This is a genomic window from Streptacidiphilus cavernicola (genome assembly GCF_042510955.1).
GTDB lineage: Bacteria > Actinomycetota > Actinomycetes > Streptomycetales > Streptomycetaceae > Streptacidiphilus > Streptacidiphilus cavernicola.
Genome location: NZ_JBHFAB010000008.1, coordinates 116,799 through 133,832 on the forward strand (window position 1 = coordinate 116,799; position 17,034 = coordinate 133,832).

General features: G+C 69.4%; 14 protein-coding genes and 1 tRNA gene. 3 read left to right on the forward strand and 12 right to left on the reverse strand.

The annotated features are described in order from the left end of the window. Positions 1-65 precede the first annotated feature (65 nt). Positions 66-866 (forward strand): class E sortase, encoded by an 801-nt coding sequence (locus ACEZDE_RS13310; RefSeq protein ID WP_380535880.1) that lies wholly within the window; start codon positions 66-68, stop codon positions 864-866. 79 nt (positions 867-945) lie between these two features. On the opposite strand, the gene ACEZDE_RS13315 is transcribed toward ACEZDE_RS13310, so the two are convergent. The 10 genes from ACEZDE_RS13315 to ACEZDE_RS13360 all read right to left on the reverse strand — a co-directional run bounded on the left by ACEZDE_RS13315 (position 946) and on the right by ACEZDE_RS13360 (position 12,721). Further along, positions 946-1,470, reverse strand: a complete 525-nt coding sequence (locus tag ACEZDE_RS13315) for a hypothetical protein (RefSeq protein ID WP_380535882.1) — start codon at positions 1,468-1,470, stop codon at positions 946-948. Positions 1,471-1,992: 522 nt separating this feature from the next. Next, a complete protein-coding gene (locus ACEZDE_RS13320) occupies positions 1,993-2,427 on the reverse strand; it encodes a hypothetical protein (protein WP_380535884.1) in 435 nt (144 codons plus the stop codon). Positions 2,428-2,610: 183 nt separating this feature from the next. After that, positions 2,611-3,407, reverse strand: a protein-coding gene (locus ACEZDE_RS13325; protein ID WP_380535886.1) for an IS5 family transposase whose coding sequence is annotated in 2 segments (ribosomal slippage) — positions 2,611-3,086 and positions 3,086-3,407 — 798 coding nt in all. Because the reading frame shifts where the segments join, the coding sequence is not laid out codon by codon here. A 71-nt stretch (positions 3,408-3,478) separates the two neighbouring features. Continuing rightward, a complete protein-coding gene (locus ACEZDE_RS13330) occupies positions 3,479-4,258 on the reverse strand; it encodes a hypothetical protein (protein WP_380535889.1) in 780 nt (259 codons plus the stop codon). Between the two features lie 191 nt (positions 4,259-4,449). Further along, on the reverse strand, positions 4,450-6,393 hold the full coding sequence (pknB, locus tag ACEZDE_RS13335) for a Stk1 family PASTA domain-containing Ser/Thr kinase (RefSeq protein WP_380535891.1): 1,944 nt from the start codon (positions 6,391-6,393) through the stop codon (positions 4,450-4,452). A gap of 203 nt (positions 6,394-6,596) precedes the next feature. Beyond that, positions 6,597-8,063: a peptidoglycan D,D-transpeptidase FtsI family protein gene (locus tag ACEZDE_RS13340; protein WP_380535892.1), complete on the reverse strand. Its 1,467-nt coding sequence runs from the start codon at positions 8,061-8,063 to the stop codon at positions 6,597-6,599. A gap of 69 nt (positions 8,064-8,132) precedes the next feature. Beyond that, positions 8,133-9,554, reverse strand: a complete 1,422-nt coding sequence (locus tag ACEZDE_RS13345) for an FtsW/RodA/SpoVE family cell cycle protein (RefSeq protein ID WP_380535894.1) — start codon at positions 9,552-9,554, stop codon at positions 8,133-8,135. Next, on the reverse strand, positions 9,539-11,053 hold the full coding sequence (locus ACEZDE_RS13350) for a PP2C family protein-serine/threonine phosphatase (RefSeq protein WP_380535896.1): 1,515 nt from the start codon (positions 11,051-11,053) through the stop codon (positions 9,539-9,541). Before ACEZDE_RS13350 ends, ACEZDE_RS13345 begins: the two co-directional genes overlap by 16 nt. A 167-nt stretch (positions 11,054-11,220) precedes the next feature. Then, on the reverse strand, positions 11,221-11,745 hold the full coding sequence (locus tag ACEZDE_RS13355; protein WP_380535897.1) for an FHA domain-containing protein FhaB/FipA: 525 nt from the start codon (positions 11,743-11,745) through the stop codon (positions 11,221-11,223). A gap of 10 nt (positions 11,746-11,755) precedes the next feature. Beyond that, positions 11,756-12,721 carry an FhaA domain-containing protein gene (locus ACEZDE_RS13360; protein ID WP_380535899.1) on the reverse strand — a complete coding sequence of 322 codons (966 nt, stop codon included), beginning with the start codon at positions 12,719-12,721 and terminating at the stop codon, positions 11,756-11,758. 434 nt (positions 12,722-13,155) lie between these two features. Here ACEZDE_RS13360 and ACEZDE_RS13365 point away from each other — a divergent pair. Next, positions 13,156-13,238 (forward strand) — tRNA-Leu (locus tag ACEZDE_RS13365). A gap of 86 nt (positions 13,239-13,324) precedes the next feature. Here ACEZDE_RS13365 and ACEZDE_RS13370 read toward each other — a convergent pair. Next, positions 13,325-14,380, reverse strand: a complete 1,056-nt coding sequence (locus tag ACEZDE_RS13370; protein WP_380535901.1) for a 2-dehydropantoate 2-reductase — start codon at positions 14,378-14,380, stop codon at positions 13,325-13,327. 202 nt (positions 14,381-14,582) lie between these two features. Further along, positions 14,583-15,203 (reverse strand): TetR/AcrR family transcriptional regulator, encoded by a 621-nt coding sequence (locus tag ACEZDE_RS13375; protein WP_380535903.1) that lies wholly within the window; start codon positions 15,201-15,203, stop codon positions 14,583-14,585. 82 nt (positions 15,204-15,285) lie between these two features. Here ACEZDE_RS13375 and ACEZDE_RS13380 point away from each other — a divergent pair, with 82 nt between their 5' ends. Continuing rightward, complete coding sequence (locus ACEZDE_RS13380; RefSeq protein WP_380535905.1) at positions 15,286-16,956, forward strand: FAD-binding dehydrogenase; 1,671 nt, start codon at positions 15,286-15,288, stop codon at positions 16,954-16,956. Positions 16,957-17,034: the final 78 nt, after the last annotated feature.

The window sequence follows — 17,034 nt, forward strand, 5'->3', positions numbered from 1 at the left end:
GAGCGTCCCAGGGACGTACCGGGCGGGTGTGACCCCGCAGGTACGTTCCGAGGAGAGCCCGCCCGATGCCGTCCTTCCCCGATGCCAGCGCCGACACCGAGGCCACTGCCGACGCCGCCGCTGCTGACGCTGCCGCTGCCCGTTCCGCGATTCGCCGCCGCTCCGGCGCGCTGTCGACCGTCCTGGTGCTGTTCGGCGAGCTGCTGATCACTGGCGGGGTGCTGCTCGCGCTGTTCGTCGGCTACTCGCTGTGGTGGACCGACCTGGTCGCGGACCGGCACGCGGACGCGGTCGCGGCGAAGGTCCGGCAGTCCTGGTCGGCCCCGCCGACGGTCCGGCCCGGGTCGGATGCCAAGCCGGTGCCGCCGCGGCCGTTCAAGGTCGGCGACGGGATCGGCTTCCTGCACATCCCCAGGCTGGGGAAGGGCTTCCAGGTGCTGATCACCATGGGCACCAGTACCGCTGTGCTGAACCAGGGCGTGGCCGGGGTCTACCAGGAGCCCTACGCCGCGGCGATGCCGTGGGCGGCGAGCGGCAACTTCGCGATGGCCGCGCACCGGGACGGCCACGGCGCCAAGTTCCACGACCTGCCGAAGCTGCGGCCGGGGGACAAGGTCGTGGTGGAGACCCGCGACACCTGGTACGTCTACACGGTGGACCGCACGCTGCAGCAGACCTCCAAATACGACGTGGACGTCACCGCCCCGGTCCCGGCCGAGTCCGGCTACCGCGGCCCCGGGCGCTATCTGACGCTGACCACCTGCACCCCGGAGTACACCTCGCTGTACCGGATGGCGGTGTGGGCCTCGCTGACCCGCACCGAGCCGGTGGACGCAGCCCGCAGCCTCCCTCCGGAGCTGCGCTGAGTCCGCGTCAGCAGGCTACACATGGAAGGCGATTTCCCAGGTGTAGCCTGATCGCCGTTTGATGCGCGATTCCAGAAAATCACTGATGATTGGCAATAATAGACTGCGCTTCTTTTATTTTTTCCTCCTGCGCAATTTTCAGATGTTCGAGTTCGGATTTTTTATTTCTTATGAGTTGGTCCTGTATAGCTGACTCTACTTTGAACCATCCGTTGAGGAGGTCGATGCGTTGCTTGCATGAGATATCCGAATTTGCCGCCGCTATCTCGCTCTTGGATGCAACAGGTCCGTTGAACGACTTGTCGGCCAGGGGTTCCATGGGTGTGGAGAATTCATATCCAGACTCCATCATGCAGGACGACCAGCGCTTGAAGAGGGATTTTACAGCCGCACTCCCAGTTGATTTGACAAAGCTGTCCGTTGCGATTTCACTGGCTGCGGAGACGCCTGCTGAATAAGAAGAATAAGAAGTGAAACTTCGATTGACTTCGCCGAGGCATCCATCGGCTGGTATTTCTTTCCTATTCAAAGTTCTCACATACGGAAGGTTCATTAGCTGCATTTCACGCGCACCGTAGAGAACATTCTCCTCGGTCGTGCTCATGTGAGCAGGGTTCGAGGCCGGTGGTTCCGGGGGAAAGTGATATCCGTAATGCTCTGCGGAGTACGGATCCTGCAGTCCATAACGTCGATCTGGGACGATTGGAACCTTGAGAGCAGGGGGCGTGTAGTGGAATCCGAACCGCTGCATGCACTCACTCACCAAAATGCCCTGTGCGGAATTAATCAGCTTCATCTGGTCCGGTGTAAAACTGTATGCAGCTATTGGAAGGAGTCGCGCGTAGTCCGTGTATGTGGCAGTGGTCGACGCTGTGCTGAGGCTCGTTGGTCCCACGCTGCTGCCAGGATGCACCGTGGCCTGTGTTACCCCAGCCTTGTGGGCTGGGCATCCCGTTATTGCCGAGGTCACAATGAGGAGGATTGCTACTTGTGTGACCTTGGAAGATGCGCGCGTTTTCCAAATATACATGCTACCTAATCAGAAAGTATGGAGTCCGAATACCGACAGGCGCCTCAAGGGATGACTCTGTCGATATTCGGATATGCCCACAATTAAAATCTTTTGCTAGAAGTCGTAGCAGGACGAGGGGTGCGTCCAGTTGAAGGAGGCATTCTCGTTGTAGGTGTTGTGGAGCTTGCCGACCAAGCCATTGGGCGGGATCGAGTCGCATGCGCCACTATAGCCGCTGTTGTAGAAAATGCTCGCCCAAGGACTCGATGCGGTCGTCTCTGCTGAGGCTGCGTTGTTCTTCACGGGAAGCCCCTGGCCTGGAGCGGCCGAAAGGAACGTGTAGCCCGCGAAGTTGGGTATGCTCCCGTCCCTGAAAGCGGTGTAAGAGTTAAGTTGGTTGGAGTTGTAGCTCAAAATGAGGCACTCGGAACTTCCGGCGCAGGTGGTTCCTGTGGTCGCCGTCGCAGCTGAAGCCTGCGGCGCTACAGCGAGCACGCCGACCACGGCAACCGCAGAAATAATTCCATAGCGAAATTTGGAGAGGGCCATGATTCCTTCTTTCTCTATTGGTGAAAAGATAATCACATACTACTTGTGTGCATGTCAAGAGTATGTCCACATTTCTGCTCTGGATTAAAGCGTTGATCTGGCAGTCTGGTGCGATATTGGCGGGCATTCCCCCTGTTTGGTAGACATCCCGGGCATTGGGTCTTATAAGAGCTCGTAACACGATCACGCTGTGGCTTTCTTGAGGCGTCGCCAGCAGATGATCGTGCAGCCCAGTGAGACGAGGGCGTTGTGGAGGTCGAGGCGGCGTTCCCAGCGGGTGGCGAGGCGTTTGAACTGGTGCAGGAGGGCGAAGGTCTGCTCGACGACGTAGCGGAGTTTGCCCAGGCCGTGGATGTCGGGGTGGCCGCGGCGGGAGATGACGGGCAGGATCCCGCGGTGGCGCAGGGCTCGGCGGACGGCTTGGCTGTCGTAGCCCTTGTCGCCGAGCAAGGCGTCGGGCCGCTTGCGGGGGTGGCCGACGCGGCCGGCGACGGGTGGGACGGCGTCGACCAGGGCGAGGGTCTGGGTGATGTCATTGACGTTGCCCGCGGTGGTGATGACCTTGAGCGGGGTGCCGTTGCCGTCGCAGATCAGGTGGTGTTTACTGCCGGTCTTGCGGCGGTCGACAGGCGAGGGGCCCATCGCGGAACCCCTTTTTTCGCGCGCACGTGGGAGGCGTCCACGCACGCGCGGCTCCAGTCCAGTTCACCGGCCGCGTTCAGCTCCGACAGGAGTATCCGGTGCAACTGGTCGAAGACGCCGGCGTCCAGGCGGCGCCAGCAGGTCTGCCCGGAACCGAAGCCCAGCTTCAACGGCAGCTGCTGCCAGGTGATCCCGGTGTAGAGCACGAACAGCACACCCTGCAGGCACAGCCGGTCCGACACCGGCCGGGGACCGTGTGACCGCTCCGGCCCGGGCGGCAGCACCGGCTCGACCACTGCCCACAAGTCGTCGTCCACGACCCAAGGCTTGACGCTCACACCCTCACGAACGGCTCAATCGTCCTGCCGGTTACGATTGGCCTGTACCACTCCACAAGGTCGTGCGAGCTCTACGGGCGCTCCGCATCGCTGGCTGCGACCTGGTCAGATACTGCAAAATCCGAGGCACAGTCAGGACATGTGGTGCGACCGAAGAGATGGAGGAGGTGCTCTGCAGCCTCTGATTGCCCGGCCCGGACGGCCAAGTCGCGCAGGCGATGGGCCAATGGGGGCAGATCTCCAGGGGCGCTGGGGTGGACACCGGTGAGGAGGGGCCCCTCCCGGCCGACAACCCGAAAGCTCCTACCCGGGTCCCGGCGGCGAGTGCCGGCGGGCGCGCTGGTGAGGTCGATCCACAGGCTCTGCGCGCAGGCAGGGCAGCTCACGCCGTGTTCATCCCGACGTAGGCGATGTCTCCATACAGGAACACCCTCGAACGCCAGGAGGTCCTCCAGGCAGAAGAGGAAGTCGTCCGCATCGCCCTCGAAGCGGGTTGCCACCACGATCTCCAGGGTTAGCTGGTGCAACTCGCGCACAGCTGCCGGATAGCGTGCCTGGACGTAGCCGGGCTCGTGAAGCTGATGTTCCTCTGCGACGATCCGGCCGGCCAAGCCGAGGGCCTGTCCGCTGGCTCCGGGCTTCCGCCCAGTGGCGATGTCCGCCAGAACAGGGAGGGAGGCAAAGCTGGCGGTGTACACCGTCCCCTGGTGGCAGAGAGAAGCCCAAAGGTCCTCCCACGCAACGTCGGCCGCCTCGGGATCCCCAACATCCTCGAACAGCCTTGGCAGGTCGGACGCGGATCCATACGCGTGCCGCAGGAGAGCCCAGTCCACTGTCATGCCTTCGATCATCCCAGCCGCCTCTGACAGCCCTCCAACGCTCGAAGATCGTGTTACGAGCTCTACGGCCAGAGGAAGGATGCCACATGGGCCCCGGGAACGGGGAAGGGCCGGGACGCGGAGTGCGTCCCGGCCCTTCGGGCCGTAGCGATCAGGGGGCGGGTAGGCGGGCCGGGCTTTCGCCCGGGTTCCGGGCCGTGGTGCTACTGGCCGGTCTGACCCTGGTTGTCACCGGGTTGGCCGGTGGTGCCTCCCGCCCCCTGGGGAGGGGTCTGGGTTCCCCCGTTGCCCCCGTTGCCGCCCTGCTGCTGCGGGGTGAGCCAGAACTGGATCGAGGTGTTCGGCGCCACCATCGTCCCCGCGGGCTGGGACTGGCGCGAGACCTGTCCCGGGAGGTAGTTGCTGGGCTGGTTGTCGTCGCCCTGGGGGGCGGGGCTGAGCCCGGCCTTGGTCAGTGCCGCTGTCGCGTCCTGCTGGTCCAGGCCCAGCAGGTTCGGGACGGCGACCTGGGCTGGTCCGGAGGACACGATCAGGACGACGCCGGAGCCGGTGGCGGCCTGGGTGCCCGCGGCCGGGTTGGTGCCGATGACCTGGCCGTTGGGGACCTTGTCGCTGGCCTGCTGGGTCTGGTTGCTGACCGTGAAGCCCGCCGCCTGCAGCGCCGCGGTGGCGTCGTCCGGGGACTTGCCGGACACCGACGGGATGCCCTTGGTCGGGGCCCCGCTGCTGACGTGGATGGTGATGGTGCTGCCGGCGGCGGCCATGGTGCCGACCGCCGGGTCCTGGGTGCAGACCTTGCCCTTGTCGGCGGTGGCCGGGTCGCAGGCGACCGCGGGGCCCTTGACGATGGTGAAGGTGCCGGGGCTGTTGGTCACCGCCGCCTGCGCGCCGGCCAGGTCCTGGTTGACCAGGTTGGGGACGGCGTAGGTGGTCGGCTTCTTCGGCCCGGCGAAGACGTACTGGGCCACGAAGTAGGAGCCGATCAGCACCAGCACCGCCGCGACCGCCAGCACGATCCAGGAGGTGTTGCGGTTCCGGCCGCCGCCGTTGCCGGCCCGGCGGCGGTCGCCGCGACCGCCGTAGCCGTCGTCGTAGCCGTTGCCGCCGCCGGTGTCGTAGCCGTCGCCGCCGACGTCGTAGCCCTTGCCCAGGCCCGGCAGCAGGCTGGTCTGGCCTGCCTGGTCCGCGCCCTGCTGCGGCATCGCGGTGGTGCGGCCGTACTGGTCCTGCTGGCCGTAGCCCTGCGGCTGGCCGTAGCCGGGCATCGCGCCGGCCCCGTAGGCGACGGTCTGCACCGCGGCGACCGGGAGGCCGTCCAGGGCGCGTTCGATGTCGGCGCGCATCTCGTCGGCGCTCTGGTAGCGGTAGTCCCGCTCCTTGGCGAGCGCCTTCATCACGATGGCGTCGTACTCCGGCCGGACCTCGGGGTCGTAGACCGACGGCGGCTGGGCCTCCTCGCGGACGTGCTGGTACGCGACGGCCACCGGCGAGTCGCCGATGAACGGCGGGCGCATGGTGAACAGCTCGTACAGCAGGCAGCCGGTGGAGTAGAGGTCCGAGCGGGCGTCGACCTGCTCGCCCTTGGCCTGCTCCGGCGAGAGGTACTGGGCCGTGCCGATGACCGCCGCGGTCTGGGTCATGGTCATCCCGGCGTCGCCCATGGCGCGGGCGATGCCGAAGTCCATCACCTTGACCGTGCCGTTGCGGGTCAGCATGACGTTCGCGGGCTTGATGTCGCGGTGCACGATGCCGTTGCGGTGCGAGTACTCCAGCGCCTGGAGCACGCCGGTGGTCATCTCCAGCGCGCGCTCGGGCAGCAGCCGCCGCCCGGAGTGCAGCAGCTCGCGCAGCGTCGATCCGTCGACGTACTCCATCACGATGTACGGGATGGAGATGCCGTCGATGTAGTCCTCGCCGGTGTCGTACACGGCGACGATCGAGGGGTGGTTCAGTGAGGCGGCGGACTGTGCCTCGCGGCGGAAACGGGCCTGGAACGACGGGTCACGGGCCATGTCGGCCCGCAGCGTCTTCACAGCGACGGCGCGTCCGAGCCGGATGTCGTGGCCGAGGTAGACCTCTGCCATGCCGCCGCGTCCCAGGACGCCGCCCAGCTCGTACCGGCCGCCGAGGCGACGCGGTTCTTCCATGGTTCCAACCCTCTCCCTCGCCAGTGCCGAGGTTGATCTGTCGGTCCTGCGGTGGTCATCGGTCGTGGTCGGCATGCGTGCCCACAGGACGTGGGCAGACCGCTGCTTGCGGATACGCTACCGGGCCGGAGGGCCCTTTCGGTTCGCCAGGGGCACCTTGATATGAGACCGGTATCCGTCGTGGGGCCCCGGCGTGGCCTTGATCACTTGTTCAGGTAGGCCTGCATCATCGCCTTGGCGATCGGCGCGGCCAGTCCCGAACCGGAGATCTCGTTGCGGGCCGCGTTGCTGTCCTCGACCACGACGGCCACCGCGATCTCCTTGCCGGAGGAGTCCTTGGCGTAGGAGACGAACCACGCGTACGGGTTGTTCTTGTTGTCCACGCCGTTCTGGGCGGTGCCGGTCTTGCCGCCGACGGTGACCCCGGGGATCGCCGCGTTGTGGCCGGTGCCGTTCTGGACCACGTTCTCCATCATGGTCTGCAGCTGCTGCGCCACCTGCGGGGTGGTGGCCTGGGACAGCTGGGACGGCTTGGCCTGGTCGACCACCGAGAGGTTGGCGCTGCGGGTCTGCGCGACCAGGTAGGGCTTCATCAGTGTGCCGTTGTTCACCACGGCGGAGGCGACCATGGCCATCTCCAGCGGCGTGGCCCGGGTGTCGAACTGCCCGATCGAGGACTGGACGTTCTGCGGGCGGTTGATGCCGCTGTCGAAGACGCTCTTCGAGACGCCGACCGGGATCAGCAGGCTGGAGCTGTTGAAGCCGAACTTGTCGGCCTCCTGGACCATCCGGGCGTTGCCGATCTCGTCGCCGAGCTTGCCGAAGACGGTGTTGCAGGACACCCGCAGCGCGTCGTTCATGGAGACGTTGAGGCAGGTGTCGCCGGCCTCGTTGACCAGCTTCTGGTTGTTCGTCTGCGGCAGGACGTACGGGTCGGGCGAGTCGGTCGGCGCGTTGATGTCGGTGATCTTGCCGGTCTCCAGCGCCGCGGCGGCGGTGACCAGCTTGAAGGTCGAGCCGGGCGGATAGGTCTGCCGCAGCGCCCGGTTCAGCATCGGGTTGGACGGGTCGGCCTGCAGCTTGGACCAGGCCGCGCTGGCGGTGCTGTCCGCGCCGGCGATCGTGCTGGGGTCGTACGAGGGGGCGCTGACCAGGCCGAGGATCGCGCCGGTGGTCGGGTCGAGGGCGACCGCGGCGCCCTTCTTGCCGGAGCTCTTGAACTGGTTCCAGGCGGCGGCCTGCACCTTGGGGTCGATCGTGGTGAGCACGTCGCCGCCCTGCTTCTGCTTGCCGGTCAGCATGTCCAGGGTGTTGTGGAAGAACAGCGCCGAGTCGTTGCCGCTGAGGATCGGGTCCTCGACGTTCTCCAGCAGGTTGCTGCCGAACACCTGCGAGGAGTAGCCGGTCACCGGCGCGTACATGGGTCCGTCGGTGTAGGCCCGGCGGTACTTGTACTTGTTGCCGTTGACCAGCAGGTCCTTGGTGAGCGCCTTGCCGCCGGCGATGATCGCGCCGCGCGGGTAGCTGTACGCCTCGATGGTGCCGCGGGCGTTGTTGGGGTTCTTGTTCAGCGACGCGGCCTCGACGCCCTGGACGTAGTTCACCCGGATCATCAGCGCCAGGATCAGGACCAGGCAGAACACCGATACCCGGCGGATGGGCTTGTTCACGGGCGGGGTTCCCCTCCGGGTGCGGGCTCGGTCGCTTCTCGGGTCACTTGGCTACTGTCTACACGTGGTTCATGACGGCGTGAGCACCTGGGTCGGTTCTCCGGTTCCCGATCCGGTGGCCGGAGCCGGGGCCGGCCGCCGGGCCACGTCGCTGATCTTCAGCAGGATGGCGACCAGGGCCCAGTTGGTGATGACCGAGGAACCGCCCTGGGCCATGAACGGCATCGTCATGCCGGTCAGCGGGATCGTACCGGTCACGCCGCCCGCGACGATGAACACCTGCAGCGCGAAGGCCCCGGACAGGCCGACCGCCAGCAGTTTGCCGAACGGGTCGCGGGCGGCCAGCGCGGTCCGCAGCCCGCGTTCGAACAGCAGGGCGTAGAGCAGGAAGATCGCCATCAGTCCGGCCAGGCCGAGTTCCTCGCCGACCGTGCCGAGGATGAAGTCGCTCTTGGCGGCGAAGCCGATCAGCCAGGAGTGGCCCTGGCCGAGGCCGGTGCCCAGGGTGCCGCCCGCGCCGAAGGAGAACAGGGCCTGGCCGATCTGGCCGACCCCGCCGCCGTCCGGCGCCGCGGCCAGCGGGTTCAGCCAGTCGGTGATCCGGGACTGGACGTGCGGCTCGGTGCTGGCCACCAGCCAGAAGCCGCCGCCGGCCATGGCCAGGCCGAAGACGATCCAGCTGGTCCGCTCGGTGGCCACGTAGAGCATGATCACGAAGATGCCGAAGAACAGCAGCGAGGTGCCGAGGTCGGTCTCGAAGACCAGGATCATCAGGCTGAGCACCCAGACCGCGATGATCGGGCCGAGGTCCCGGCCGCGCGGCAGGTAGAGGCCCAGGAAGCGGCGGCTGGCCAGCGCCAGCGCGTCCCGCTTGACCATCAGGTAGCCGGAGAAGAACACCGGCAGGATGATCTTCACGAACTCGCCGGGCTGGATCGAGAAGCTGCCGACGTGGATCCAGATCTTGGCGCCGAAGTCCGAGGAGCGGCTCGGCAGGAAGGCCGGGATTGCCAGCAGGATCAGCGCGCTGAGACCGGCGATGTAGGTGTAGCGCTGGAGCAGCCGGTGGTCCTTCAGCAGCGCCATCACGCCGATGAACAGGGCGACCCCGAGGCCGGTCCAGATCAGCTGGTTCTGGGCGCCGGGGTAGTTGTGCGCGAGCTGCTTCGCCTGGTCGAGGCGCCAGATGAAGACCAGGCCGAGCCCGTTCAGCAGGGCCGCGACCGGGAGCATCAGCGGGTCGGCGAAGGGGGCGAAGCGGCGTACCGCCAGGTGTGCCAGCAGTACGAAGGCGCCCATGCCGAGCCCGTACTCCAGCATCCCGGCGGGGACCCGTCCGGCCATCGCCAGGCCGGTGTCGGCGTAGGCGAACAGGGTGATCAGGACCGCGAAGACCAGCAGCGACAGTTCGGTGTTGCGGCGGTTGGGCGCGCCCTGCGGAGTGATGGTGGCCGTGGCCGCCGTTCCCTCCGACGTCAGGAGGCGGCGCACTGGTCGGCCATCTGCTGGTCCTGCGCGCTCAGCGAGGGCGCGGCGGCAGGGGCGGAGGCGGTCGGGGCGGTGGGCTTGGCGTTGGTCTTGGCGCCGGAGGGGGTGGTCGGGGTGGCGGCGGGAGCGGACGGGGTCGGCGCGGGCTTGGTCGCGGCGACCTGACGGCACAGCGCCGCCTGGTGCTCCAGGGTGGCGACCTGGGCCTGGGCGTCCTTGAGGCTGCTGGCGGAGACGGTGCCGCGCAGGTGTGTCTGCTCGGCCGGCGGCAGGTCCTTCAGCTGGACGTCGGTGGCCTGGTGCACCTTGGACAGGCTGATTCCGGCCAGGCTCTGGTTGACGCCCTGGTAGATCGCCACGCTGCCGCCGTCGGCGCCGACGTAGTACTGGGTCTGGGTCCAGCGGTAGCCGAAGTAGCCGGCGCTGCCGACCAGGACCACCACGACCAGCAGCACCGCGACCGGGACGCCCCAGCGGCGCTTGCGGCCCGCGCGCTGCTTGCGGCGGCTGCGCCGGCCGCTCTCCTCGGGGAGGTAGTCCTGGTCGGACTCGTCCAGCGGGTAGGCGCCGTCCTGGTAGTCCTGGTCGTAGTCGGTGGCGTAGCCGACCGAGCCGGACGGGGCGGCGCCGGGCTGTCCCGGCTGCGGGCGGCCGAGCGAGGCGGCGCGGGCGGCCGGGGTGTTCGCCATGGCGTGGTGGGTGATCGTGGGCGGGCCGTCGGCGACCGCGCCGACCACGACCGGGGTGTCGGTGAAGTGGCCCGCCATGGTGTCGCCGTCGGTGACGTCGAGGACGTCGGCGACCACGCAGGTGATGTTGTCCGGGCCGCCGCCGCGCAGCGCCAGCTGGATCAGCTCGGAGACGGTCTGCTCGGGGGCGTAGTAGCTGCCGAGGGTCTCCTCCAGGGTCTGGTGGCTGACCACGCCGGAGAGGCCGTCGGAGCAGATCAGGTAGCGGTCGCCGGCCCGGACCTCGCGGATCGACAGGTCGGACTCGACCTCGCCGGTGCCCATCAGCGCGCGCATGATCAGTGAGCGCTGCGGGTGGGTGCTGGCCTCCTCCTCGGTGATCCGGCCCTCGTCCACCAGGCGCTGGACCCAGGTGTGGTCCTGGGTGATCTGGCTGAGCGCGCCGTCGCGGAGCAGGTAGGCGCGGGAGTCGCCGATGTGGATCAGGCCGGCCCGCTGGCCGGTCCAGAGCAGCGCGGTGAGGGTGGTGCCCATGCCCTCCAGTGCGGGGTCGCCCTCGACCAGCAGCCGGAGCCGCTCGTTGGCGCGGTCGGCGGCGGCGCTGAGCGCGGTGAGCGGGTCGGTGCCGGGCACGTCCTCGTCCAGCTCGACCATGGTGGAGAGGACCTCGGAGGAGGCCACCTCGCCCGCGGCCTGGCCGCCCATGCCGTCGGCGACGGCGAGCAGCCGCGGACCGGCGTAGCCGGAGTCCTCGTTGCCCTCCCGGATCATGCCCTTGTGCGACCCGGCGGCGAAGCGCAGCACGAGGCTCATGTGCCGTCCGCCCCCTTCCCTCGGTCCCCTGCGCGATGCCCCGGTGCAGCGTGCGTTGATGCATCGTACGGTGCCGTGCGCGGCCTGTCCGGGCGCGGGTGGGGCGAATTGCGGGCCCCACCGCCCGGACCCGGGGTGCGGGCCTGCTGCCCATGCCTCATGTGCGACTACTTCCGCAGCTCGATGACGGTCCTGCCGATGCGGATGGCCGTCCCCGGTTGCAGCGGGGTGGGGCTGGTCAGCCGGGTCCGGTCCAGGTAGGTGCCGTTGGTGGAGTTCAGGTCCTCGACGATCCACTGCCCGCTCTGGTCGGGGTAGATCCGGGCGTGGCGCGAGGAGGCGTAGTCGTCGTCGAGGACGATGGTGGAGTCGTGGGCCCGGCCGAGGGTGATCGTCTGACCCTGCAGGGCGACCGTGGTACCGGCCAACGAGCCCTGGGTGACCACGAGTTGGGTGGGCGCTCCGCGGCGCGGGCGCTGGGTCTGGCCGCGGCCGGGGTCGCGCTGCTGCGGGGGCTGCTGACGGGCTGTCGCGGCCCCGGCGGCAGCGGCGCCGCGGCGGGCGGTGGCGGCGCGCTGGACCACCTTGGTGCCGAACAGGTCGCTGCGGATCACCTGCACCGCGACGATGACGAACAGCCACAGCACGGCGAGGAATCCCAGCCGCATCACTGTGAGGGTCAGCTCAGACATGTGGAGCGCGTCACCCTTCGGCTTGCCGGTAGACGATGGTGGTGCTGCCCATGATGATCCGTGAGCCGTCGCGCAGCGTAGCGCGCTGGGTGTGCTGCCCGTCCACCACGATGCCGTTGGTCGAGCCCATGTCCAGGACCAGGGAGGGGTTGCCCATCCGGATCTCGGCGTGCCGTCGGGAGACCCCGGGGTCGTCGACCCGGATGTCGGCCTCGGTGCTGCGGCCGAGCACCACGACCGGGGTGGAGACCTGGTGCCGGTCGCCGTTGATCTCCAGCCAGCGCCGGGTGGTGGTCCCGGCCGGGCCGAAGCCGGCGCCGGGCATCGGCCGGACGTTGCCCGGGTCGCGCTGGGCCGACGGCGGCGGGGCCGACTGGCCGGGCGCGACGGCGGGGAAGGCGGGGGCGGTCGGCGGCAGCGGCGGGACCTGCGGCTGCCAGGGTTCGGCGGCCTGGCGGCCGTAGGGCTGGGCCTGCTGCTGGGCTGCCTGCTGCGGCGACTGGTAGGGCTGCTGCGGCTGGTGCCCGGGGGGCTGCTGGCCGTGGGCCTGGCCCTGTCCCTGCTGCTGCCTGCCGTACGGGTCGGCGGGCGCGGCGGCCTCGGGGGCGGCCTCGATCCGGCTGCGGACCCGGTACAGGCCGGTGTCCAGGTCCTCGGCCTGCTCCAGGGCGACCTTGAGCGCGCCCATGAAGGAGTAGCGCTGTGCCTGGGCGTACTCCCGCACCATCCCGGCCAGCTCGCCGCCGAGCTGGGCGGAGTACGGGCTCAGCCGCTCGTAGTCGTGCGGGCTCAGCTCGACGATGAAGTCGTTGGGGACGACGGTGCGGTCCCGGTTCCAGATGCTCGCGTTGTTGTCGCACTCGCGCTGCAGCGCTCCGGCGATCTCCACGGGCTGCACTTCGGACTTGAACACCTTGGCGAAGGCGCCGTTGACGAATCCCTCGAGTCGCTGCTCGAACTTCTTCAGGGCTCCCACGGGGCACCCCCTTCCATCGGGCGTTCTCGGCCCGCCGTGCGGGTGCGCGGCGGCGGCGTGCTTGTCTGCCTTACTGATCGTATCTACGCGGCAGGCCCGCGCGTGGTTCCTCGGGCACCGGGCGGGCGCCGCTTCTCTAGGAAGGATGCCATCAGGGAGCGTCGAGTCGGTAAGAGTCCGGGTGTGCAGGCTGAGACGTACCCCACGATGCGGGTGGTCATCCGCTGATCACCCGTTCGGCTTCGGCGGGGCGTCCGGGGCGGTCGGGGGCGGTCGGGGGCGTGGTCGGGGGCGTCCGGAAGACCCCTTCCGACGTGCTAATGTTCTTCTTGTCGCAAGGCGCTGCAGAGAGCGGCCAGGCGGTCGGAGAGCCGGTGGACAACCGGTTTGAAGACGGCGGGCCAGGTTCGGTAGAGTCAGCGGCATCACTCAATGCGCGAGTGGCGGAATGGCAGACGCGCTGGCTTCAGGTGCCAGTGTCCGAAAGGGCGTGGGGGTTCAAATCCCCCCTCGCGCACAGCGAAGCACCACGAGGTGCCTCCAGCAGAGACGAAAGTCACTGAGGGAGGCACCTCTTCGCGTTGTCGGTGGCCGGTGCGCCAACTACTCCGCTGCGCGGTTGAGTTCGGCCAGGAGGGCGGGGCCGGTCCAGGTGCGGGCCGGGGCGGGGGTGGGGGTCCGGTCGGCGGTCTCGGCGGTGCGGATCAGGGTGATCAGGCGGGCGTTGGCGGGGGCGGGGAGGTGGTGGCGGGCCGCCAGGGCTACCACCTCGCCCTGGAGGGCGTCGATCTCGGTGGGGCGGCCGCGTTCCAGGTCCTCCCACATGGACGACCTGGCCTGGGCGTCGATCCGCAGGCTGGCCGCGGCGAGGCGGTGGAACAGCGGGTCGGGCAGGCGCAGCAGGGTCGGGGTGGCCGCGGCCGGGAGCGGGCCGAGGCGGGCCGGGCGGACGCCCTCGGCGCGGTAGGCGGCCAGGGCCTCGTCCTGGCACAGGGCCAGGCAGCGGCGGTAGTCCCGTTGGCCGAGCTGGTCCCGCAGCGGCAGGCCGGACAGGGCGTTGACGGCGTTGTTGAGGTTCATCAGCAGCTTGGCGTACTGGACCTCGCGCATGTCCCGGCGGGCCTGGACCGGCAGCCCGGCCCGGGTCAGCGCGTCCAGGAGCGGTGCTGCCTGCGGCAGGTCGTCGACCATCAGCGCACCGGCGCTGCCCTGGTGGAACGTCCCCGGCCGGGTTTGCAGCACGTTGTAGGGGACCATCCCGGCCAGCACGGTGTGGTCCGGCAGCGCCTCCCGCAGTACGCCGGGGTTGTGCAGGCCGTTCTGGAAGCTGACCACGACGGTGCCGGGGTCGAGGTGCTCGGCCAGTTCCAGCGCGGCGGCGGCGGTGCCGCTGGACTTGACCGTGACCAGGACCAGGTCCGCACCGGCGACGGCGTCCGGACCGGTTGCGATGGTGAGGTCGGCTCGGGGGACGTGCCGGGGCGGACGGCCGGCGGCGGTGAGGGTGAGGCCGTCGGCGAGGGTGTCCAGCACCGTCCTGCGGCCGATCAGGGTGACCTCGGCGTGGGCGGCCAGGTGGCCGCCGAGGTGGCAGCCGATGCTTCCGGCACCGAGGATCGCGATGCGCGGGCGGCCGGGGGCCGCGGGTGGCGGTGTCACGGGGGAGGGCGCTGCGAGGGGCGACGTCTCAGTGGGTGGTGCGGCGGGGGACGGCGTCTCGGCGGGTGCGGCAGGGGAGGGCGCTGCAGCGGGCGGCGTGTCAGCGGATGGCGTGTCAGCGGGGGGCGGCGTCTCGGCGGGCGGGGTTTCGGGTGGTTGGGACAACGGGATCGGCCTCCAGGGGAGCAGCAGTGAGGGAGCGTCAGCGGCTTGCCGGGGCAGGCTCGGTGACGGAGGTCAGGATGCGGGCCAGGAAGCGGCGTTCCAGCAGGCCTGGCGGGAGTTGCTCGGGTTCGACGTAGCTCTGCGCCAGGCCGCCCTCGCGGATCGCGATCAGCAGCCGGGCGAGTTCGTCCGGGTCGACGGTGAGGGCGAGCCCGGCCCGGCGCAGGTGCTCGGTGATGCCGCGGGCGAGTTCCGCGCGGAGCCGGGCGTCGTGCTGGGCCAGGATCCGGGCGGTCTCCCGGTCGCGGATGGCGTGCAGGGTGAACTCGGTGCTGACCAGGTACCAGTCGCGTTCGGCCGGTTCGATCTCGCAGACGCGTTCGGCGAGCCGGTCCAGGGTGAGGTCCTCGGTGGGGATGGAGTCCATCGCGGCGCTGAGCCGGAGCACGGTCTGCGCGCTGTGCTGGTCGAACAGTTCCAGGAACAGTTCGTCCTTGCTGGTGAAGTTGGAGTAGAAGGCGCCGCGGGTGTAGCCGGCCCGTGCGCAGACCTGCTCGATCGTGGTGGCCTGGAAGCCGTGCTCGGCGAAGGCCGCCAGCGCCGCCGTCAGCAGCGCGGCCCGGGTGCGCGGGCGGCGCTTGGTGGTGCCCTTCGGCATCGGGCCCTCCTGGGGTGAGGCGGTACCGGAAAACGATACAGCGACGTATCGGATACGCCACCGCATCGGCTACCTTGTCGCCATGGACGACGCTGATGTGATCGTGGTCGGTGCGGGACTGGCCGGACTGGTGGCCGCCGCGGAGCTGGCCGAGGCGGGCCGCAAGGTGCTGGTGCTGGACCAGGAGCCGGAGACCGGCCTCGGCGGGCAGGCGTTCTGGTCCTTCGGCGGGCTGTTCCTGGTGGACTCCCCCGAGCAGCGGCGGATGGGCGTCAAGGACTCCCCCGAACTGGCCTGGCAGGACTGGCAGGGCAGCGCCGGCTTCGACCGCGGTCCGGACGACCCGTCGGGTGAGGACTACTGGGCCCGGCAGTGGGCCCGCGCCTATGTGGACTTCGCGTCCGGCGAGAAGCGCTCCTGGCTGCGCGCCCAGGGGCTGCGGTTCTTCCCGGTGGTGGGCTGGGCCGAGCGCGGCGGCTACCTCGCGGACGGGCACGGCAACAGCGTGCCGCGGTTCCACATCACCTGGGGCACCGGGCCCGGCGTGGTCGAGCCGTTCGCCCGGCGGGTCCGGGCCCAGGTCGAACTGGGCCGGGTCGAGCTGCGGTTCCGGCACCGGGTGGACGGCCTGGTGCTGACCGACGGTGCGGTGACCGGGGTGCGCGGTGCGGTGCTGGTGCCCAGCGACGCGGCCCGGGGGACGGCCAGTTCCCGGGAGGAGGCCGGGGAGTTCGCGCTGTCCGCGCAGGCGGTGCTGGTCACCTCCGGCGGCATCGGCGCGGACCACGACCTGATCCGGGCCAACTGGCCGGAGCGGCTCGGCGCCCCGCCGCGGCGGATGATCTCCGGGGTGCCGGAGCACGTGGACGGCCGGATGCTGGCGATCAGCGAGCGGGCCGGGGCCCGGCTGGTGAACCGGGACCGGATGTGGCACTACACCGAGGGCATCCAGAACTGGGACCCGATCTGGGCCAGGCACGGCATCCGTATCCTGCCGGGCCCCTCCTCGCTGTGGCTGGACGCGAACGGGCGGCGCTTCCCGGCGCCCAACTTCCCCGGCTTCGACACCCTCGGCACGCTGAAGGCGATCACCGACACCGGCCACGACTACTCCTGGTTCGTGCTGACCTACCGGATCGCCGAGAAGGAGTTCGCGCTGTCGGGTTCCGAGCAGAACCCGGACCTGACCGGGAAGAGCATCCCCGAGGTGCTGAAGCGGGCCCGTCCCGGCGCCAGCGCCCCGGTGCAGGCGTTCCTGGACCAGGGTGCGGACTTCGTGGTCGCCGACACCCTGCCGGAGCTGGTCGCCGGGATGAACCGGCTGACCGACCAGCCGCTGATCGACCTGGCCGACCTGGAGGCGCAGATCACGGCCAGGGACCGGGAGTTGGACAACCCGTTCGGCAAGGACCTGCAGCTGGCCGCGATCGAGAACGCCCGCCGCTACCGGGGCGACCGGCTGATCCGCACCGCCGCGCCGCACCGGATCCTCGACCCGAAGGCGGGCCCGCTGATCGCGGTGCGGCTCAACATCGTCACCCGGAAGACCCTCGGCGGCCTGCAGACCGACCTCTCCGGGCGGGTGCTGCGGGCCGACGGCGAGGTGCTTCCCGGCCTCTACGCGGCGGGCGAGGTGGCCGGGTTCGGCGGCGGTGGGGTGCACGGCTACCGCTCGCTGGAGGGCACCTTCCTCGGCGGCTGCATCTTCTCCGGCCGCCAGGCCGGCCGCGCCGCGGCTGCCGCCGTGGGGTAGCCGGGGCTGCGCCGTGGGGTAGCCGGGCTGCGGTGGGGTTGGCGACTATTGTGCGAATTGACGTCGCGTCACCATAAG